This is a genomic window from Candidatus Sulfidibacterium hydrothermale (genome assembly GCF_020149915.1).
Classification (GTDB): Bacteria; Bacteroidota; Bacteroidia; order Bacteroidales; family F082; genus Sulfidibacterium; species Sulfidibacterium hydrothermale.
This window is the reverse complement of the sequence record NZ_CP083760.1, coordinates 1,115,545-1,137,861: the sequence shown is the minus strand read 5'-3', so window position 1 is coordinate 1,137,861 and position 22,317 is coordinate 1,115,545. Positions and strand designations below refer to the sequence as shown.

General features: G+C 44.9%; 14 protein-coding genes and 2 tRNA genes. 13 read left to right on the top strand and 3 right to left on the bottom strand.

What is annotated here, in order from left to right; all coding sequences use genetic code 11:
- The first annotated feature begins 16 nt into the window (after nt 1–16).
- The 7 genes from LA303_RS04435 to LA303_RS04405 all read left to right on the top strand — a co-directional run bounded on the left by LA303_RS04435 (nt 17) and on the right by LA303_RS04405 (nt 9,716).
- Nucleotides 17–2,284 (top strand): C25 family cysteine peptidase, encoded by a 2,268-nt coding sequence (locus LA303_RS04435; RefSeq protein WP_240526727.1) that lies wholly within the window; start codon nt 17–19, stop codon nt 2,282–2,284.
- Between the two features lie 175 nt (nt 2,285–2,459).
- Entirely contained in the window at nt 2,460–5,069 is a 2,610-nt protein-coding gene (mutS, locus tag LA303_RS04430) for a DNA mismatch repair protein MutS (RefSeq protein WP_240526726.1), read from the top strand.
- A gap of 185 nt (nt 5,070–5,254) precedes the next feature.
- Nucleotides 5,255–5,330 (top strand) — tRNA-Gly (locus LA303_RS04425).
- A 51-nt stretch (nt 5,331–5,381) separates the two neighbouring features.
- Nucleotides 5,382–5,466, top strand: a tRNA-Leu gene (locus LA303_RS04420).
- Between the two features lie 123 nt (nt 5,467–5,589).
- Nucleotides 5,590–6,252, top strand: a complete 663-nt coding sequence (locus tag LA303_RS04415; RefSeq protein ID WP_240526725.1) for a CBS domain-containing protein — start codon at nt 5,590–5,592, stop codon at nt 6,250–6,252.
- Nucleotides 6,245–7,663 carry a POTRA domain-containing protein gene (locus tag LA303_RS04410; protein WP_240526724.1) on the top strand — a complete coding sequence of 473 codons (1,419 nt, stop codon included), beginning with the start codon at nt 6,245–6,247 and terminating at the stop codon, nt 7,661–7,663. Before LA303_RS04415 ends, LA303_RS04410 begins: the two co-directional genes overlap by 8 nt.
- Before the next feature lie 34 nt (nt 7,664–7,697).
- A complete protein-coding gene (locus LA303_RS04405) occupies nt 7,698–9,716 on the top strand; it encodes a tetratricopeptide repeat protein (protein WP_240526723.1) in 2,019 nt (672 codons plus the stop codon).
- Between the two features lie 3 nt (nt 9,717–9,719).
- Here LA303_RS04405 and LA303_RS04400 read toward each other — a convergent pair whose 3' ends face one another.
- Nucleotides 9,720–10,469 carry an energy-coupling factor ABC transporter ATP-binding protein gene (locus tag LA303_RS04400; protein ID WP_240526722.1) on the bottom strand — a complete coding sequence of 250 codons (750 nt, stop codon included), beginning with the start codon at nt 10,467–10,469 and terminating at the stop codon, nt 9,720–9,722.
- Complete coding sequence (gene cbiM / locus LA303_RS04395) at nt 10,466–11,962, bottom strand: cobalt transporter CbiM (RefSeq protein WP_240526721.1); 1,497 nt, start codon at nt 11,960–11,962, stop codon at nt 10,466–10,468. Before cbiM ends, LA303_RS04400 begins: the two co-directional genes overlap by 4 nt.
- Nucleotides 11,963–12,138: 176 nt before the next feature.
- On the opposite strand from cbiM, the gene LA303_RS04390 reads away from it, so the two are divergent.
- The 6 genes from LA303_RS04390 to LA303_RS04365 all read left to right on the top strand — a co-directional run bounded on the left by LA303_RS04390 (nt 12,139) and on the right by LA303_RS04365 (nt 19,401).
- Nucleotides 12,139–12,438 (top strand): FtsB family cell division protein, encoded by a 300-nt coding sequence (locus LA303_RS04390; RefSeq protein ID WP_240526720.1) that lies wholly within the window; start codon nt 12,139–12,141, stop codon nt 12,436–12,438.
- 325 nt (nt 12,439–12,763) lie between these two features.
- Nucleotides 12,764–13,165 (top strand): nickel-responsive transcriptional regulator NikR, encoded by a 402-nt coding sequence (nikR, locus tag LA303_RS04385; protein WP_240526719.1) that lies wholly within the window; start codon nt 12,764–12,766, stop codon nt 13,163–13,165.
- Nucleotides 13,166–13,192: 27 nt separating this feature from the next.
- Nucleotides 13,193–15,613 (top strand): TonB-dependent receptor, encoded by a 2,421-nt coding sequence (locus LA303_RS04380; RefSeq protein ID WP_240526718.1) that lies wholly within the window; start codon nt 13,193–13,195, stop codon nt 15,611–15,613.
- Between the two features lie 192 nt (nt 15,614–15,805).
- The gene (locus LA303_RS04375; protein ID WP_240526717.1) at nt 15,806–16,219 is read left to right on the top strand and encodes an RrF2 family transcriptional regulator; all 414 of its coding nucleotides are present in this window, start codon (nt 15,806–15,808) and stop codon (nt 16,217–16,219) included.
- A 97-nt stretch (nt 16,220–16,316) separates the two neighbouring features.
- Nucleotides 16,317–18,569, top strand: a complete 2,253-nt coding sequence (locus LA303_RS04370) for a nitric-oxide reductase large subunit (RefSeq protein WP_240526716.1) — start codon at nt 16,317–16,319, stop codon at nt 18,567–18,569.
- Between the two features lie 208 nt (nt 18,570–18,777).
- Nucleotides 18,778–19,401, top strand: a complete 624-nt coding sequence (locus LA303_RS04365; RefSeq protein WP_240526715.1) for a peroxiredoxin — start codon at nt 18,778–18,780, stop codon at nt 19,399–19,401.
- Between the two features lie 53 nt (nt 19,402–19,454).
- On the opposite strand, the gene priA is transcribed toward LA303_RS04365, so the two are convergent.
- Nucleotides 19,455–21,944 (bottom strand): replication restart helicase PriA, encoded by a 2,490-nt coding sequence (gene priA, locus LA303_RS04360; protein ID WP_240526714.1) that lies wholly within the window; start codon nt 21,942–21,944, stop codon nt 19,455–19,457.
- Nucleotides 21,945–22,317 lie beyond the last annotated feature (373 nt).

The following is a 22,317-nucleotide window of genomic DNA, read 5'->3' as shown; positions in this document are numbered from 1 at the left end:
ACGAATAAACAGATGCATGAAAACAGGGATAAAAAATAAAGGAAAACAGGGAGCACAACATCTTTTGGTTGTCCTGTTTTTCTTTATTTTCCCTTTCGTACAGCCTGCGCTGCTGGCCCAAAACAAGCCCTTTTTATTGCTGAAAAATGCACCGGATAAAGTGATCATTCGTTTTCAGGCTGACAGTATCCATTTTTCCGAAACCCAAACTTCACGGGGAACAGCCTGGATTCCGTTTTCAGATCAGGGCGGACACGCCGTTTTGAAAAACGGAGCTCCGGTGGTCTGGCAATATGCGGTTCCGGTCAGGATTCCCACAAGTGACAGCAGCATGCAGGTAAAAATTCTTTCGAGCCGGTTCTCAACGCTGAAAAACATCCTGCTGGCACCGTCACGGGGAGAAATCCCACGGACATCGCCGGCGGACAGCCTTACCGTATCTTTTGGAAAAGAATACCAACTCGATACATTTTATCCGGCAACATGCTGGAAAACAGATCAGCCTTATGTTATCCGGCACGAAAAAGGACAATCTTTGTTGGTTTTTCCGCTACAATACAATCCGGTAAAAAAAGTTCTTCGGATTTACCATGAAATTACTTTTGAAATCACTTTTCTTAAAAAAAAGGAGAACAAAGCATTTCTTCTGCCTACCGAAACAAAAACATTTTTTCGTCCCTCTTTTATCAATCCGGAAACATCCTCTTTCAAAAACCAGCAACAACCGGCAGCTCTTCGTCGAATGCTCATTATCAGTGACGGCCAATTTATTCCGCTGTTAAAAGATTTTATTCACTGGAAACGACAAACAGGATTTGAAGTTACGGTAACCGATGGATCCCGTTTTACAGATGCGCAAAGCATCAAAGATTACATTCGCACCCAATACCTGGAAAAAGCAATCGAATATGTTTTGCTGGTGGGAGATGCCCAGCAGATTCCGTCCGGAATAATGGCCGGAAACACTTCGGATCTGTTTTATGCTTATGTGGACGGGAATGACCATTATCCGGATGTGATTGTCGGCCGGTTTCCGGCAGAAACCGAAGAACAACTCCGCATCATGCTGCAACGAACCCTTTCCTATGAAAAAGCACTTTCAAAAGATACCGGATGGTACACCCGTGCCATTGGCATTGCTTCTGAAGAAGGGCCGGGTTACCACCAGCTCACCGATGCCCAACATATCCGCTGGATTGACTCCGTATTTCTACAACCGGATGGTTATACGTCGGTAACCGAATTATTTGACGGAACATACGGCCCAAATGATGCTCCCGGCGACCCGGATGCCGAAGATCTTTTGCAGGCCATCGAAAAGGGAACCGGACTGATCAATTATTGCGGGCACGGGAGTGTACTGGGCTGGACGACCACTCATTTTGGCAACCCGCAAATCAATGCGCTTACCAATACCGACAGCTGGCCGGTAATTTTTTCGGTTTCCTGTGCCACCGGTGATTTTGTACATCACGATTGTTTTGCCGAAAGCTGGCTGCGGGCAGCATACGAAGACAAACCGGCCGGAGCAGTAGCTGTACTCATGCCTTCGGCAGCCCAAAGCTGGGCTCCGCCCATGTGTGCCCAACAAGAAATGAACCGGCTGCTTACTTTGCCCGATTCGGCAAATGCTCCCCGGACATTTGGAATGATTTGTATCGCCGGTTGCTTAAAAATGAATGACGAGTTTGGTACAGAAGGTTACGAAACCACCGACAGCTGGATTCTTTTTGGCGACCCGTCATTAACCATCCGGACAAAAACACCGGTGGCCATCCGGGCCGATTATACGCCTGTTCTTTGTGACACCTGCCGGCAAATTAACCTGTTTACATCGGTAAAAAACGGCTGTGTCACCCTGATGGCCGGAGACAGCCTTTATGCATCAACGCTGACCGATGCTTTTGGCAATGCCCGGCTTACAGTTCCGACACTGCCGCCCGAAAAAAAAGCAACCCTCACCATTACGGCTTTTAATCACCGGCCTTTCACAGGAAGCATCATCTGGAATACATCAACCGAAAAATCCGGAGACCTGCTGTTCAATTGTTTTCCCAATCCCGCACAGGAAAAAACCAATATCTCATTTGTATTAAAGAAAGCGGAACGGATTGTGCTTTCAGTGGCAGACATCAGCGGGAAAAACAGAGAAGTCTTGTTCTCAGGGATGCTGGAAGCAGGTTTCCATCTTTTCCCCTGGCACCCGGCAAAAAAAGGGATGTATCTCATTGAGTTAAAGTCAGGAAATCACCTTTACGGGAAAAAGGTGATCTTCACGAGATAGCTGCTTTACGCATTTATAGAAAGCCCCATAAACAATCCGTTTAAAGATCATCTCTCCTTGCTTCCTGCGGCCATACACAAAGATGTACCAATATCCAAACACAAACTTGCCTTCATTTTCATAAAACAATGCAATTATTACTTTTGTACATTCAAATTAAAAACAGGCAAAAAGTATGGCAAAATATGTGGAAACTCCCCTGATGAAACAATATTACAGCATCAAAGCCAAATATCCGGATGCTCTGTTGCTTTTCCGGGTAGGAGACTTTTATGAAACCTTTGGGGAAGATGCCATACAAACAGCACAGGTTTTGGGTATTGTGCTTACCAAAAGAAGAAACGGATCGGCTTCGTTTGTTGAGCTGGCCGGATTTCCGCATCATTCTATCGACACTTACCTGCCCAAGCTGGTTCGTGCCGGCTACCGGGTAGCCATCTGCGACCAACTGGAAGATCCCAAACTAACGAAAAAGATCGTAAAACGCGGGGTTACCGAACTGGTTACCCCCGGCGTTTCTCTTAACGACAATGTACTTGAGCAAAAAGAAAATAACTTCCTGGCCGCCGTTCATTTTACCGAAGGGATTTCCGGGATTTCTCTTTTAGATATTTCCACCGGCGAATTTTTTGCCGCCCGGGGAAACAAAGATTACATCGACAAACTGCTTCAAGGGTTTGCCCCCAGCGAAGTCATCATCCAACGGCAAAAAAAACAATCGTTCCTAGAAACGTTCGGCGACCGGTTTTATCTGACTTTCTTTGATGATTGGGTATTTCGTGAAGAGTTTGGACGCGACATTTTACTGCGTCATTTTAAAACCGCCTCTTTAAAAGGCTTTGGGATAGAAGAATTAACCGAAGGCATCATTGCTGCCGGCGCAGCCATCCATTACCTTTACGAAACACATCACGACAAGCTGGATCATATCACCAAGATCCGGCGGATTGACGAAGGTAAATATGTCTGGCTCGACCGTTTCACCATCCGCAACCTGGAGCTTATCCATCCCCTTTTCCCGGGAGGAACCGCTTTATTGGATGTACTGGACAAAACCGACACGCCCATGGGGGCCCGGCTCATCCGGCGCTGGATTACGCTTCCGCTGAAAGAGAAACAAGCCATTGACGAACGGCTCAACGTGGTGGAATTCTTCATTAACCACCCTGAGATTACAGAGCAAATACGGCCCGAATTCAAGAAATTGGGCGATCTGGAACGGTTAATTTCCAAAGTAGCCACCCGACGTATTAATCCACGCGAGTTAAAACAACTGGGAAGAGCCTTGCAGAGCGTAGCGCAAATTCAAACCATTTGCCAGGAGAGCCACCATCCGGTTTTGGAAAAAATCGCCGAACAACTCAACCCATGCAGCCTGCTTACCAACAAACTGACGACATCTTTACAGGAAGATCCTGCTGTTTCGGTAAACAAGGGCAGTGTGATTGCCGATGGTGTTTCCTCCGAACTGGATGAATTACGCAAAATTGCTTTTTCCGGAAAAGATTATCTGGTTCAAATCCAGCAACGGGAAAGCGAACGCACCGGAATTCCTTCCTTAAAAATCGGATACAACAATGTCTTCGGATATTATCTCGAAGTAACCAATACCCACAAAGAAAAAGTACCGCCCGAATGGCATCGCAAACAAACGCTGACCAATTCGGAACGATATATTACCGAAGAGCTGAAAGAATACGAACAAAAGATCCTGGGTGCCGAAGATAAAATCCAGATACTGGAACAACAGCTTTTTGACGAGCTGGTACAATATGCATCTACCTTTATTCATCCCGTTCAGCTCGATGCCAGCCTTACAGCTACACTGGACTGTCTGGTTTCTTTTGCTTCCGTATCGGTGGAAAACAATTACCGGAAGCCGCAAATCACCAATGATTATGTCCTTGACATACATGCCGGTCGTCATCCGGTCATTGAAAAGAACCTCCCCCATGACGAACCGTATGTAGCCAATGATATCTATCTTGACAATAACAAGCAGCAAATTATTATTCTCACCGGTCCGAACATGTCCGGGAAATCGGCCTTATTGCGACAAACAGCCCTGATTGTTCTCATGGCTCAGGCCGGATGCTATGTTCCGGCAGAGAAAGCCGTTATCGGAATCACCGACAAAATTTTCACCCGGGTAGGAGCTTCTGATAATATTTCGTCGGGAGAATCTACTTTTATGGTGGAGATGAACGAAACCGCCAGTATCTTAAATAACATTTCGAACCGGAGCCTGATTTTACTCGATGAAATCGGACGGGGAACCAGCACGTATGACGGAATTTCCATTGCCTGGTCCATTGTGGAATATCTGCACAATCATCCGGCTTACCGGGCCAAAGTGCTTTTTGCCACCCACTACCACGAGCTCAACGAAATGGCCGCAGGACTGCCGCGAATCAGAAACTTTCATATTTCGGTAAAAGAAACCGGCAACAAGGTTATTTTTCTGCGGAAGCTAAAAAAAGGCGGCAGTGAACACAGCTTTGGGATTCATGTTGCAGAAATGGCTGGAATGCCGCAAAAAGTGCTGAAACGGGCCAAAGAACTGCTTCAGGTTCTGGAAAAAACGCACTCGCATCAGGAGCTGGAAGAAAAACTCAATCAGGCTCCGGCAACACAAGATTTTCAATTGAGTTTTATCCAGCTGGATGACCCGCTGCTGCAGCAAATAAAACAAGATATTCTGAATACCGATATTGACACGCTTACTCCGGTGGAGGCCCTGATGAAATTAAATGAGATCAAGAAATTGCTCAAAAACATCTCATAAAAAAAGACAACACATCCGGCATATACGGCGGGCAATTTCAATATCACATGCATAATCAACCACTTAGCATTAGTCATTATGACACGGGCGATTGACAGCACTTTTCTCTAAAAAAATTTCAAAAATTTTCTCAAACCCTGTTTGTAAAATAAAAAAAGTTTTACATTTGCAGTCCCAAATGAAGCGCGGGAATAGCTCAGTTGGTAGAGCACGACCTTGCCAAGGTCGGGGTCGCGGGTTCGAGTCCCGTTTCCCGCTCCAGGAATCCCGGACCCGTGATATTCGGGACGGGATTTTTTCTTTGAAACGAATGCCTGAGTGGTGGAATTGGTAGACACGTTGGACTTAAAATCCAATGGCCATTGCGGCCGTGCGGGTTCAAGTCCCGCCTCAGGTACGAAAAAGGCGCGGTAAGCGCCTTTTTCTGTTTTCATCTGCTTTTCATAAAAATTCTAAACTTTTTATTCTCCTTTTATCCATTCTGTTATCTTTGTCCAATCGAATCTGAAATACGATCAAAATGATTGCCAAGAACCTGATTTCCGATGGCATTATGCCCCTAAAAACTTCTGACACGGGAAAAACCGCCCTGAGTTGGATGGAAGAATACAAAGTTTCTCATCTGCCCATCGTGAACAATCAGGAATTTCTTGGTCTGATATCCGAACTGGATATTTACGATCTGAATAATTTTGACGAACCACTTGGAAACCATAAACTTTCTCTCAATAACCCGTATGTTTTTGAGTCGCAACACATTTACGATGTACTCAAGCTGATTAACGAACAAAATTTAAGCCTGGTTCCTGTACTGAGCGAAAAAGGAACTTATTTGGGCAGCATCAGCCTGCAAAGCCTGGTAAAACACTTTGCCCGTGCACTTTCAGTGGACAACCCGGGCAGTATCATTGTTCTGGAAATGAGCTACAACAATTACAGCCTGACAGAGATATCCAAAATCGTGGAAGAAAATGATGCCAAAATTCTCAGCACTTTTTTGTTTAATCATGAAGATTCCACACGCCTGGATGTTTTCCTGAAACTCAACACGGTTGAAATTGCGTCCATTGTAAAAACATTTGAACGTTACGACTATTTTGTAAAAGCATCTTACGGACACGAAGAAGACTTAGACGACCTGAGAGAACGTTATAATTCACTAATGAATTATCTGAATGTATAACCGAAAAGCTTTTTTTATAGTATTTTTCTTTCTTCTCACTGCCGTTTCTACACGACTCCATGCCCAATACACTTTTATTCCCAGTGACACCACTTTTGTCATTGACAATATCCATATTTCAGGAAACAAACACACCAAAAACAACATCATCTTACGGGAGATCGAGCTGAAAAAAGGAGATACCGTAACCTTGCATCCGCTTTTGCGGAAAATACAAAAAAGCCGGCAAAACCTGATTAACCGCTCGTTGTTCAACACCGTAGAAATTACCCCTAAACGACATGATTACAACAAAGTAGATTTGTACGTCACGGTTACCGAACGCTGGTACATCTGGCCGTTCCCCATCTTTACTTATGCCGACCGGAATTTCAATGTCTGGTGGGAAAGCAAGGATTTCTCGCGAGTGAACTACGGGGTGAATCTCAACATCTTTAATTTCCGGGGGCGAATGGAAACCCTGAACATTATCTTACAGGGCGGATACGATAAAATGTTAAGGCTCGACTGGAAAATCCCGTACATCAACAAAGAACAAAAATGGGGATTGGAACTGGCAGCCGGAATGACCTACAACCACGAAACCGATTATATTCTGGATAAAAACGTCCCGGTTTTCTACCATGAAGACAAAGCCTACACCAAAAAATGGTATGCCGGAAGCATTACGGCTACCTATCGTCCGAGATATTACTTTACACACCGTTTCACTTTGGGTTTCGACCATTACAATTATGCTGATACCCTGTTCAAACTCAATCCGGACTTTGCTTATTCCCACTTTATCTTTTCCTTTTTATCGCTGGAATACAATTTCAAATACGACTTCCGCGACTATGCACCTTATCCCTTAAAAGGATTCTATGCCGAAGCCGATGTTAAACAGGAAGGATTGGGAATTCTGTCGAAAGATGTCAGTCTTTTCCGGCTCTTTTTGGTATTTGACCAATATATTCCGATTTCCAAAAGATGGTACTTTGCTTATTCGCTGGCAGCACAAATCATCCCCAATAAGTACCAGCCCTATTTCATCGAAAACGGTTTGGGTTATTACCCCATGGCGATCCGCGGATATCAACTTTACGTGGTTCGCGGCGACTGGACCGGACAGTTTCGTTCCAACATCAAATTTGCCATTCTTCCCAAGAAGACCTACTTCTTAAGTTTTATCAAAACCGAAAAGTTCAACCGGTTTTTATTCGGCCTGTACGCCAATCTGTTTTTCGACGGTGCCTATGTAGCCAGCCGGACCCCTCATGCAGATGGCAGTTTCCTAAATAACAATTTCTTATACGGAACCGGAGTCGGACTTGATTTTGTAACCTTTTACGATATGGTACTCCGGGCAGAGTATGTTATCAATCGTAATCATGAACAACACTTTTTTATTAGTTTTGTAGCACCTATTTAACCGGAATTACAAATAAAGCACCAAAACACTACTTTTGAAAAATCGCATTCAATACATCACACTGTTTTTTTCCCTGTTATTCGGTCTGTTATCTTCCGGAGCACAGGCTCAAGTGGATTATCAACATTTTTTATGGGCTGGCCAGTCAGAGCTTTCCCGGAGCAATTTCACACAGGCCATTTACGATTTTAACACCGCTTTGCGCTCCAAACCCAATGGTTTTGAAGCTTATTTTTTACGTGGCATTGCCAAATACAGTCTTGGTGACTTTAAAGGTGCTGCCAACGATTTTACCCGGACGGTCCAAATCCATCCGCTTTACACCCGGGCTTATCAATACCGTGGAATTTGTTACGACCGGCTAAATGATTTCTCCAAAGCGTTAAAAGATTTTGCCAAAGCCCTGGAACTGGACCCGTTTAATCCGGAGATCTATGTTGCCCGCGGTAACGTAAAAATGCACATGAACAATTTTGCCGGCGCCATTCAGGACTATACCAAAGCCATTCAGCTTGATCCCAAAAAGAGCGACGCCTTCCTGAATCGCGGAATTGCTTATCACCTGCAGAAAAAAGACAGTCTGGCCATTCGTGATGTGAACAAAGCCATACAATTGGATTACTTTAATGTGGATGCCTGGATAAAAAGGGGAATGATCCGGTATGAAATGGACAGTCTGCACAAAGCCCTTCAGGACTATAATCATGCGGTTTCACTGAAACCCGATTATCCTTACACCTATTTCCAAAGAGCACTGACTTACTTAAAACTGGGCGATACGGCCAAAGTTTTACAGGACTACGATAAAGTATTAAAACTGGATCCGAATAATGCGCTCACTTACTATAACCGGGCTTTGATTGAATCGATGCAAAAAGATTACAAAGATGCGCTGGCCGATTACGGAAAAGTCATCGAAATTAATCCGCATAACGTATATGCCTATTACAACCGTGGTGTCGTTGAGTTACAAATGCACGAACCCAGGAAAGCCGAAGCCGACTATACCAAAGCACTGGAAATCTTTCCGGGATTTGTAGGAGCATACATCAACCGGTCGTATGCCCGGCAACAACTGGGAGACAAAAAAGGAGCGATGGCCGACCACGATTCGGCTACCCGGATTATTGCCCGGGCACGGGGTGGAGGAAGAGTTTCAAGACAACTCTATAAACAATACGGCGACTCGGCTTATTTTAATAAGATTATGGCTTTTGAAGCCGATTTTCTCAATGGCGAAATGCGAAAAGGACGGGTTCAGTTCCGGAAAATCAATATCGAGCCGAAACCCGACTTTTTCCTGATTTATGCTTTCGATCTTCCTCCTTCCATTTACAGCCAATACCAGGAAGGCATTTATACCGATAAAAACATTGCTATTTTCAACAACACTAATCAGCTGGGAATCAAACTATTATTTACAACCAAAAGATGGCCGGTAAAAAAACAGGATGCCCTGAAAAAAGAAAGGTTTATCAAGGAAAACGGCCAGCTACTTAGCGAAAAAGCCAATGTCTTTTTTATCCGTGGAATTATCGAAGGCATGTTAAAGCACTATGCCAATGCCATTGCTGATTACGACAGTTGTATCCGAAGTGATTCCGCCATTATTTATGCCTGGTTTAACCGGGCAGCTACCCAGGCCGAATGGGACGACGCAATATATGCCGAAAAATTATATCAGGGCCGTATCGGAATCAGCATGAGCAACTTCAACACCCGCCATGCTTTTAAATCCATTCCGCCACCCAATTACAAGAAAAGTTTTGAAGATTACGACAAAGTTTTGCAATATAATCCCAACCTGGCATTTGTCTATTACAACCGGGGAAATTTAAAACTGAAACTGAAGAAATACCAGCGGGCTATTGATGATTATTCCAAGGCCATACAACTGGAGCCCAAAATGGCCGAGGCTTACTACAACCGCGCTTTGATTCTTCTTTACTTAAAAGAAAACAAACTCGCCTGTAAAGACCTGAGTAAAGCCGGCGAATTAGGTATTCCGGATGCTTACAGCGTCATTAAACGCTATTGCACTCGCAATCCTTAAAACTTAAAAATTATGCGAATGGGGGCCTTTCCCCGAATGTTCATGCCATAATCCGGCCTGCACCAGTTTTTCACGGTCATTAAAAAAATCATGGATATTGCCGTCATAAATGATTTCGTGGTTTTCGGAAAGCACAATCACCCGGTCAGCGATTTCTTTGGCCAGTTCCATATTATGAAGGGCTACAACAAAAGCCGAATCCAGGGTATGCAAAAAGTCGATCAGCCAGCCGGTAGCTTTCGGGTCCAACGACGAAAACGGCTCATCCAAAAGCAAAAAGTCCGGTTCCAAAATTAAAATAGAAGCCAGTGCTGTCCGTTGTTTTTCGCCCCCGCTCAGCTTGACGGGTGACTTATCAAGAAGTGCCGTCAGGTGCAGTTTTTCTGCCCAATATTGTACTTTCTCATCAATATCGTCACACTGCAACTGTTTCAGTCCGAATGCCAGCTCTTCATAAACGCTCGGATTGAAAAGCATCACATCCGGATTTTGAAATAGCAGTCCGGACGACGTTCTGAATTTCTTTCTGAAATCTTTATTTTTCAAATTTTTCCGTGTCAGCGGTGCCCCGTCGAACAACACCGTGCCTTTTTGCGGAAAAATCAATCCGTTCATCAGCTTGAGCAACGATGATTTCCCGCTGCCGTTTACCCCGAACAAAGCAATTTTCTCACCCTTTGCCACGGTAAAATCGGCATCTTTTACAACATACGTTTTGTCGTATTTAAAATATAGATGTTTTACTTCGATCATAACACACTTCTTGAATGAACAGCCTGCATAATTTCTTTCGAATTCTCAATGGATTTTTTAATAAACAGGTTTATCTGATACCCCAAAATCCGGTACGAATGCAACAAGGGTATTTTCTGTATCGTACGACTGGCCAGCGCCTGTTTCATCTGCTCATAAGTTATCTGATAATTGATTATCTGACTGTACGCCAGTGTCAGCGTATAACTCACAAACGGCGAAAAGCTGAAAACGGCAAACAGGTTCAGTTTTTTTCCTGCCAACAGGGTAAAATAAAGCAACGTGAACGTACGCAAATTAAAAACCAGCAATCCGCTATAATTCTTCGTGGTAATAAAATACACCGACGACAGCAGATTAAAAACCAGAATAGCTGCCAGTGCCCGCCCGGTCAGCCTGAGGATATCTTTTCCGGAAAGCAGAAAAGCCACAACCAACAATGCCAAAATAAAGTACGGGTCAGACGAAATGACCACCGAAAAAATAACGAGCAGATAATTAATAAAAAACAGTTTGTCAAAAAGGACATTCCGCCTGCGCGAAAAAAGATAAAACACAAAAGTGGTTACAAACAGCGCCAATACGGCCGACAGATAATAAGAGGTTATTTTTCCCATGCCCGGCAAAGTATAATCGGGCAACGGGGCCGAATACAACGCCGAGAAATGTTTGATTCCGGCCGGAATAAATCCGAGCTTATCGTGAAAAAAGCCCAAATCCCACTCGCCCCAGGCCGGATTTTCGGTAATCAGCCCCAACGGAACCAACAGCAACACCACCACAATAATCAGGAAAAACAAAAAGGTATCCTGCCGGCTTTTTTTAATCGCTACCGGACGGAATCCGGCATCTTCGTGCACGTATCGTTTAAAATAGGAAACCCCGAACAAGGTAAAAATACCTTCGACCACACCGAAAAACAACATATGCGAACCCACAACGGCCGGCAGCGTAATTTTCAGTCCGTAAGGAAAGTAAAGCGGCACTCCGGCCGCACTGCTGGCCACCGAAGGTTCGATACCCAGCACCACCGCTACCACCAACGAAGCCATGACAATACTGGTCCATCCCGAAAGGAAATAACTTACTTTTTCGGAAACCCGGTTTTTCAAAAACTGAAAAGTATAATAGCCGGTAAAAGAAGCCACATATCCCATGGAAATGGCATTGATGGCATACGTTGTAATTCCCCCGTCGCCAAACAGCAATGCCTGTAACAACAAAACAAAGCTCACGGCAATAAATCCGGCCCACGGACCGAAAATAATGGCTATCAGTGCCGTGCCCAACGCATGACCGCTGGTGCCCCCCGGTATGGGAATGTTAAACATCATAAAAATAAACGACAAAGCCGTTAAAGACGACAACAAAGGCAACACATCACGATTCAATTCGCGACGTAATTTTCTTATCCCCTTCAAAAACAAAGGAACAAACAACAAATAGAATGGGATAAAAACTTTGGGGGAAACGTATCCGTCAGGAATATGCATAAACCGGCTCTCTTTTTTATTTGACCCGCCAAATTTACTGTTTTTCTTTTAACAATTAAAATCCGGAAAAAGAATTTACTTTTTTATAGCACAAAAGGCTTGTTAACAAAACAGCGTGCAAAAATTTTTTCGCACCAGCCGTACGGAAGTGCATTTGACCTATTTTTGTACTTGCAATGAAAGATTTTTTTAAAAAATACATTAACAACCGCTATTTCTATACCGCCCTGGCTTTCATTATCTGGATGTTTTTTTTCGATAATGATAACTTCAGGGAACAGATGCGCCTTTCAAAAAAAATCGATCAGCTGCAGCAGAAAGAACAGTTTTATAAAACCGAAATCGAAAAAAACAAAAGCGCCCTGAAAGCCCTGAAATACGATACGGTTCAACTGGAAAAATACGCACGCGAAAAATATTTCATGAAAAAAGACAACGAAGACGTGTACGTGATCATCCGCAAACCGGCAAAATAACCCCGCTTCTTTTTAAACATTTCCATCTTATTGTATTTTAAAATGCGCTAAAAGGGCATTTTAAAATCTACAATGGTAAATGCCGATATTAAATCAAAGCGCTTTTTGGGATTGCAATGAACCAAAAGCGCATTTTGATTTTTAATCAGTATCCTTATACAGAATTACATAAGCATATTATTTAAATTGTTAATAAATTAACAAAACTTTTTCTGTTTTACTGTGAAGCGTTTCACAATATTTCTATTTTTGCCCCGAAAACGGAACCCAAAAAACAGATTGTTTTTCCGGTTCCTTATCAGAATGAATCATAAAACAGAAAAATATGCATGTTTCAAGATTTAGTATTTCCGTAGAAAAGGAATTGTTGGACAAACTCGACGACATCACCACGGGTTTAAATTTTCCGAATCGTTCCCGCACCATCCGGCACTTAATACAGAAAGCCTCAGTTCAAAAAAGCCATGCCGAGAACAAAGTGATGGCCGGGGCGGTAATTCTTATTTACAACCACCACCAAAGGGATTTGCAGGCACATTCCACGGATATCCAGCACCAGTTCCATCATCTGATTTTATCGGTTCAACACGTACACTTAGACCACAACAACTGCCTGGAAACCATTGCAGTAAAAGGAAAAGCCGATGAGCTGGATAAGCTCGCCCATTCATTAATTTCATTAAAAGGAATTCAATACGGCACGCTGGCAATTACCGGCAGCCTGTAATTTTTTTAACCAAAAAGTATTACGAATATGAAAAAAGTAACACCTGTTTCGCGATTTCGGTTTCATCAGTTCACCCGGTGGACAGCATGTTTTCTTTTTATTTTGTTTTTTCAGTCGGCATTTGCCCATCAGTACGGAACGTTGTCCGGCACCATTCTGGATGCAAAAACGGGAAAGGAAATTTCCTTTGCCAACATCATCATCGAAAAAAGCCTGATAGGCACCACCAGTGATTTGCACGGTAAATTTCAGATTCGCGGTATCGAAGCCGGTGATTATGTGTTGGTGGTTTCGCATCTCGGATACAAAACTTTTAAAAAAAACATCCGCATCCGCAACCGGCAAACCACTACCCTGCTGATAAAAATGCAACCGACATCTTTTAACATGTCCGACCTGAATATTACCGCCCGGCGTCCGTTTTCCATTGCATCGTCGCAGGCCATTCGCAGCATCGACTTGCAACTGCGGCCGGTAAAATCATCACAGGATTTGTTAAAACTGGTACCGGGACTCATCATTGCCCAACATGCCGGCGGCGGAAAAGCCGAACAGATTTTTCTGCGCGGCTTCGACTGCGACCACGGAACCGATGTGAACATTTCGGTGGACGGCATTCCGGTTAACATGGTCAGCCATGCGCACGGCCAGGGCTATGCCGATTTACACTTTTTGATTCCGGAACTGGTCGGGAAACTGTCGGTTTACAAAGGTCCTTATTTTGCACAATTCGGTGATTTTGCCACGGCAGGCGCCATTGCATTTACCACCAAAGACATTCTGAAAAGCAACAGTTTTCATCTCGAAGTAGGACAATTCAACACCCTGAAAACCACTCTACTGTTGCAAACCGGAAAAGGCAACGCCATGCAAAACGGTATTTTTGCCGCCCAGTATTACACTACCGACGGGCCTTTCGACAATCCGCAGGACTTAAAACGACTCAACGTTTTTGGAAAATATTTTATCAACCTGAACCGCGTCAGCCGGCTTACTTTTAAGGTTAACGCTTTCAATTCGGCCTGGAATGCATCCGGACAGATTCCCGACCGCGTGGTAAAAGCCGGTATTATCGATCGTTTCGGGGCGCTGGATCCCATGGAAGGCGGCACCACCACCCGGCAGGACTTTTCCATTGTTTACCGGCACAAACAGGACGATCACCAATTCCGGTTGCAAACCTATTTGACACGTTACGTGTTTAAACTCTTTTCCGATTTCACTTATTACCTGCAAGACACCGTCAACGGCGATATGATTGAACAAAACGAAAACCGCTGGCTCAGCGGAATGAAAGCCACTTATCAGATTCACAAAAAAATCAACAACATCATCGTTCTTCCGGTTTTCGGTGCCGGCTTCCGAAACGACGCCATTCAAACCGCCCTGTGGCACAGCCCGAACCGGATTCGGATGAACGCATTATCCAACGCCACCATCAATCAGACCAACCTGTTTGTCTGGGCGCAAAGTAAAATCATTTTCAACATTCACTGGCGAATTGAAGTGGGGCTGCGCGGCGATTACATCACCTACGATGTGGACGACCACCTCGGCAATGCCAACGACACGCTGTCAAACGGCTTGCCGCATGCGTCGGGATACGCCCAGCAGGCGATGTTGAATCCAAAGTTCAACGTGGTATATAGCCCGTCGGCACAGGTGGATATTTATCTGAATGCCGGAACAGGATTTCATTCCAACGACGCCCGAAATGTTATTTTCACCCAAAAGGCCAAAGAAATCGAGCAGGTAAAACTTCGCGAAGGATATTCCGAACAGGAAATATCCGAATGGCTGATAAAACACAATTTCGACCCGCAACAGCAATTTACCGGCACCATGCCAAGAGCTTACGGCGCCGAAACCGGTTTACGTGCCGAACTGTTCAGAAAACTAAATATCGGCATTGCCCTGTGGTACATGTATCTCGACAAAGAATTTGTCTATGCCGGCGACGGCGGATATTCTGAGTTGAGCAATCCCACACAGCGGATGGGACTCGATTTCGAAGGAAGGCTAAAATTAACCCCGTGGCTGTGGGCCGATGCCGACCTTACCCTTTCGCGCGGCAGAATCAACGATCTTCCGGAAGGCAAAAACTATATCCCGCTGGCACCCAATTTTACCCTGACCGGCGGACTGACCATGATGAATTTTCACGGCTTCGACGTGTCGCTGCGTACCATCCATATCGGAAGCCGGCCGGCCAACGAAGACAACACCGTAAGAGCACTCGGCTACACCCTTGTCAATTTCGGGGCCTCTTACCATCTGAAAAAATACACCTTCTCAGTTACCATCGAAAACCTGCTGAACACCGAATGGAATGAAGCCCAGTTTGACACCGAAAGCCGGATGAAATGGGAAAAGAAACCGGTGGACGAACTGCATTACACCCCCGGCAATCCGTTTAATGTTCGATGTGGCATAGGCATCCGGTTTTAAACCGGATGCCCTTCTTATCGATCCGGCATCTTTATTTTCAAATTTTAATACTATATTTTAGTAGTATTTTAAATACAAAAACAACAATCACCAAACTAATTTAACTACTGTTGATTAAAAAAATTTTCTATCAACATGCGATAATTTAAAAAAATTATATATTTGCAATTGCTACTTGAATATAGTATTTAAATGAGACTTTCTAAAACAGCGGAATATGCGTTGCGCATCCTGAGTTTCATGATAAACTCGGAAATGCAGGTTTTCTCTGCCCGTTACCTTGCCGAGCAGTTACACATTCCTGACAAATACCTGCGCCGCTTAATGACCGACATGGCCAAGAAAGGTTTTATTAAAAGTATCCAGGGGCGCGAAGGCGGATATGTTTTCGGCAAAAATGCCAACGCCATCCACCTGTCCGAAATTATTGATGCAGTAGAAGGCATGGACAAATACACCGGCTGTCTGCTCGGATTTCAGGATTGCAGCGATGAAAATCCGTGCAGCTTACACGAAGCCTACGCCCCCATCCGCGAACAAATGCTCAACCTACTGAACACCATGACCATTGCCGACCTGAAAAGCAAAAAAATTAAAAAGTTCTAACCCCTACATGTATGAAAACAAATTTTCAAGCCCCAAATAAAGAATTTAATTACCTAAATAAATAAAATCAATTATTGTTCATTAAAAAATTACATCTATGAAACAATCGTTACTGGACAAGTTCATGACCAAAAAAGGGTTATACACCGGCTTTTGGATCATTGCCATTTTTATGGTAACCATCCTGATTTACTACACGGCTACCCTTCAGCGTGAAGTACCGCCCATTCCGAAACAGGTAAAATCGGAAAGCGGCGAAGTACTTTACACCTACAATGATGTGGTGGAAGGAAAAGGCTATTTTCAGGAATTCGACCTGATGGACTGGGGCACACTGCTCGGCATGGGCGCTTACATGGGTCCCGATTTTACCACCGACTTTTTCCATAACCGGGCCGAATACCTCTACAACTTTTACGGACAAAAGGTTTACGGAAAAAAAGCATCTGAGCTTACCCCCGAAGAAAAAGGATACATCAAGGCCATGGTGAAAAACGATTTTCACAACAAAACCAAACTGCGTAAAGAAGGGGTAACTTATACCGATGCTTCGGCACAGGCTTTTCATGCCAATGTGAAATACATCACCAATCTGTTGGTAAACGGCGATCCGCAACGGGCTTTCCCGGGGGGCATCATCACCAAAGCCGAAGCCGAAAAAATTGCCTGTTTTATCGACTGGTCTCAGCTGGTAGCCTCTTCCATCCGGCCGGGAACCGAAGGAACAGTGAACCAGAGAACCTGGTCGAACAACTGGCCACACGAGCCGCTGGTGGATCAAAACACCGGTTTCAACAGCCATTGGGTTTCGCTGTGGGAATTTCTGATTTTGTGGACGCTGACCATTCTTGTCATCTTCCTTTCGTACGAATATCTGTTTAAAAAAGACCGGAAAGAAGATCTGCAGCCGGCCATTAAAATTACCAAACTCTTCCCTTCGCAGAAAAAACTGCTGAAATACATTCCCATTGTTTCGCTGTTGTTTGTGGTACAGCTTTTCCTCGGCGGCTACCTGGCCCACCTGTACACCGATCCGACCAACAATTTCATCATCTCACAATCGGTATTTCCTTTTAACGTTTTGCGGTCGGTACACACCCAGCTGGCCATTTTATGGGTAGCTGTAGGCTGGCTGGTGGGCGGTTTGCTGATTGCCCCGTGGGTAGCCAACAAAGACCATAAATTCCCCTGGCTGGTGGATGTTTTGTGGGCAGCACTGGTTATTGTAGCCGTAGGTTCGGTTATCGGATTGTATCTGGGCGCCATGGGCGACCTGCGTCATGTATGGTTCTGGTTTGGCAATGAAGGCCGCGAGCTGATCAACCTGGGTCGCGCCTGGGATATCGGACTGGTAGTCGGACTGGTTTTCTGGTTCCTGCTGATTATCTCGCTCATCCGGAAAGCTGCCACCAACAATCCGCTGGTAGGCACCATCATTTGGTCGGCATTTGCCATTGCCACGCTTTACATTGCCGGGATGATGCCGCTGACCAAAATCATGCCCAACTTTACGCTGGACGATTATTACCGCTGGTGGGTTATCCATCTTTGGGTAGAACTGACCTTTGAGCTGTTTGCCGCCGGTGTTATTGCCTACTTTACCGTAGCACTCGGATTGATTTCGCAAAAAACCGCTGAGAAAGTGATGTTCTTTGAGCTGTTCCTCATCATGATGTCGGGAACGCTTGGCGTAGGACACCACTACTGGTGGCAGGGACTGGACGAATACTGGATTGCCATTGGTGGAATTTTCTCATCCCTCGAACCGTTACCGCTGGCACTGATGATTGTAGAAGCTTGGAAAAACAAACGCGACGGTGAATACAGTGGCAAAGATTTCAAATTTTCCACCCCGTTTATGTGGATTGCCGGTTCGGCTGTACTGAACTGGATTGGGGCCGGATTTTTCGGTATGGTCATTAACACCCCCACCATCAGTTACTATTCACACGGAACCTATCTGATTATGCCTCACGGACATGTGGCATTGCTCGGTGCTTTCGGTTACATTTCCATTGCCTTCCTGTACATGACTTCGCGTGCCAACGCCATGGCCAACGGATGGGAATGGAACGACAAACTCAGCAAATGGGGGTTCTGGCTGCTCACCATCGGCGTGCTGCTGTTTGCACTGCCTACCATTATTATTGGTGCCCACCAGACCAAACTGGCTGCCGAACTGGGCTATTATTATGCCCGTACCCGCGAAGCCGTGGAAACCATGAAAGGCTGGATGTGGTTCAGAATTCTTCCGGACAGCATGATGATCCTGGGTGGCATCATTATCTTTATCGATTTGTTTAAGAAAACATTTCTCGGAAAACCGGCCGCTGCGGCTGTCGAAGAATAATCTGTTAAAAGCAAAAAGCGGGACATAATTTAAAGTTCCGCTTTTTGTTTCTCTACAAAAAAAGCCGGGGTAAAACATTCTTAAAGTATTCTTAAAATTTATTAAAAACCAAATACTTGAGAACTTTTTCCGTATTTTTGTAATTGCTTATTTAAAACGAATAAAACAAAATAAATCAAATTTTTAACCATAAAAAAAGAATAAAAAAATGGAACAAAACGGCGTATTAGTATTAAAACCCATGCCCGAATTTAAAATGGAAGCTTACGATGCAGCCAGTGGGCATTATACCGAAGTCAGTTCGGAAAATTATAAAGGAAAATGGACCGTTATCTGCTTTTATCCGGCCGACTTTACCTTCGTATGCCCGACAGAAATTGCAGCCATGAATGCCAGCATGAATGAAATTCACGACCGGCTTGGTTGCGAAGTACTGGCCGTATCCACCGACACCAAATTCAGCCACAAACGTTTTGTGGAAACCGAACCGTTGCTGAAAGACCTGAAGCTGACCATTGCTTCCGATCCGACAGGCGAAGTTTCCCGCAAATTCGGCGTGCTGATTGAAGACCTCGGCATTGCCCTTCGCGGACGTTTCCTGGTTAACCCTGACGGTATTGTCATGGCACAAGAAGTACAGGCACCGCCGGTAGGCCGTAGCGTAAAAGAATTTATCCGCCAGATTGAAGCCCACCAGCACGCACACAAAACCGGCGAAGTTTGCCCGGCAGGATGGCGTCCCGGAAAGAAAACCCTTCCGGTAAATACCGACGTGGAAGCTTTGACCGGAAGAGTCGGCGACTACATTACCATCGAAGAAATTATGTCGTAACCCGATATATATTTTGCACTAAAAACCCCGGTGATTGAAATCATCGGGGTTTTTTATTGCGGATCCACATCAATTTGAACGCGCACCGATTTATAGGGCGTTTGTTTTTTGAACTCGCTGATGGCTTCCTGTAATTCTTTTTTCCGGTCAGACAGTTGTTCATTCCGTTTGATCTTCAGCATAATCTGCTTGATATACCAGTTTTTCACACGAGAGACCATCGGATATTCCGGTCCGTAAACAAGATTTCCGAAACGGGCTTTCATATCGCGGGCCAGCACCGCTGCCGCTTCGTTGAGCAACTCAGGCTTTTTGTGTTTCAGTTTGACCATCACCAGCCGGTAATAAGGCGGATACCGGAAACGCCACCGCTCGGCCAGCTGCCGGTTGTACATGCTTTGGTAATCATGCTGCACCACATCCTGAATGACCGGATGTTTCGGTTGCCAGGTCTGAATAATCACGATCCCCTGTTTATCTTTGCGTCCGGCACGCCCACTCACCTGTTCCATCATCTGAAAACTGCGTTCGTGTGCCCTGAAATCAGGGAAACTCAGCATATTGTCCGCACTCAGAATACCTACCACCTGCACATTTTCAAAATCAAGTCCTTTGGTTACCATCTGGGTTCCGGTAAGGATATCGGTTTTACGGTTTTCAAAATCATAAATGATACGCTGAAAAGCATTTTTCGCCCGGGTGGTATCCAAATCCATCCGGTCGATCTTGGCATCAGGCAATATCATGGCCAGTTCTTCTTCCACTTTTTCGGTACCAAACCCCTGCATCACCAGATTCGGGCTGCCGCAATGCTCGCAAACAGCCGGCACCGGCCGCGAGTAACCACAGTAATGGCATTTTAACAACTGGCTTTTTTTGTGATAGGTCATGGTCACATCGCAGTACTTGCATTCGGGAACCCAGTTACACTGCTCGCACTCAATGCGGGTGGAAAAACCGCGCCGGTTTTGAAACAAAATCACCTGTTTTTTATCGTCCAGCGCCGCCTGAATATGATGCAACAAAACGGATGAAAAATGTGACTTCAGCATCCGGCGGCGTTTTTCTTCTTTCATGTTTACCACAATGATCTCGGGCATTTTCACCCCGCCGAATCGTTCACTCAGTTCCACCAGTCCGTATTTTCCGTTTTGTGCATTAAAATACGTTTCGACAGCCGGGGTAGCCGAGCCCAGAACCACGCGGGCATCATGCAAACCGGCAAGATAAATCACGGCGTCGCGGGCATTGTAGCGCGGTGCCGGGTCGAACTGCTTGTACGACGAATCATGTTCTTCATCCACAATGACCAGTCCCAGCCGGTCGAACGGCAGAAACATCGCCGAGCGCGGCCCGAGAATGATCCGGTAAGGTTTATGCACTTCGGCCGACTGGATACCGGCCACATTTTCCCATACTTCGGCCCGCTCGTTTTGGTTGTACCGCGAATGATACACGCCTACTTCATCGCCAAAATGTTTCCGCAACCGATTGATAATCTGTGTTGTTAATGCAATTTCAGGCAATAAATAAAGCACCTGTTTTCCTTCGGCCAACGCTTCTTCCATCAATTTGATGTAGAGTTCGGTTTTTCCGCTCGAAGTGACGCCGTGCAACAAAACCACCCGGTGTTCCTGCATCTGTTCTTTCAAAGAGTGAAACGCTTTTTGCTGCTCGGCACTCAACGAAAAAGTCTTTTCCGTTTCGTTGTTTTCACCGGTAAAACGGCTGATCACCACCTCTTCCTGCACAAAAACCCCCTTATCCGTAAGTGCTTTTAACGCATTTTCGGATGCCTGTGTTTTATGTAACAAATCGCTTTTGGAAACCGAAAAATCTTTTTTCAAAGGGAATCCCGACAGGGTAAGAAATCCCATCAACAATTCCAGTTGCTTGTGTGCCCGTTTAGACAATTGATCCATCAGTTGCTGCAATGCACGCTCGTCAAGAAAAGCTTCCGAAAGCTTTATCATTTTGGTTTTCTTAGGCTTATACTGCTGTACCAGCTCTTCTTCCATCATAATAAGCCGCCTTTCAATCATGGTTTTCAGCAAAGGCAGCACTTTCTGGTATCCCACAATCCGGGAAACTTCGTGAACGGTCAGCTTTTTCTTTTGCAACAGCGCCTCTGTCAGCCGGTATTCCGGTTCGCTGAGGGTTTCCGTATCGGGAACAAAATCGGGGGATAAAACCACTTTCGACTCGCTGCTCAGTTTAAAAGCCGACGGCAAAGCCGCTGCCATCACTTCGCCCAGCGTACTCATGTAATAACCGGCTATCCACTGCCAAAAGCGAAGCTGGAAATCGTTTACCACCGGCCGGCTGTCCAAAACCGAAAGGATATATTTGGGAATTCCTTTTTGCGGTGGCTGCTGATGAATTTTTACAATCAGCCCCGCATACACTTTTCGCGGACCAAACTGTACCGAAACCCGTTGTCCTGCCTGCACAGCATCGTTCAATGCAAAAGGCACCCGGTAAGTAAACGTACCGGGCAACGGAAGCGGCAGTAACACATCCACAAAAAGGGTCACTCTCTCCATACAACAAAAGTATCGATTTTAGAAAACCGGGGAAGGATCTGTTGATAAAATATTGAAACGAAATACAAGGATAAAACTCCGGAAACTCATATTACGGCTCCACAACATCCAAAAGTCATAATCTTTGGTAATTATAATGACCGATCGCCATGAGTATGTTTCACAGCCAGGGCTATGTGACGAGCGCTGTTTTATTGTTTAATCTTCAAATATACCTGGCCGGAATTTACCTGTTAAATTACAACTATTTACAACTAAAACACATCGCCTGGAATAAACTCTCTATCCGACTGATATTTCAAAAGTATAATCAATCGTTCTGAAGTTTTCTTCTAATGCCGCACAACGAAACAATATGCCGGGCAGGTTACAA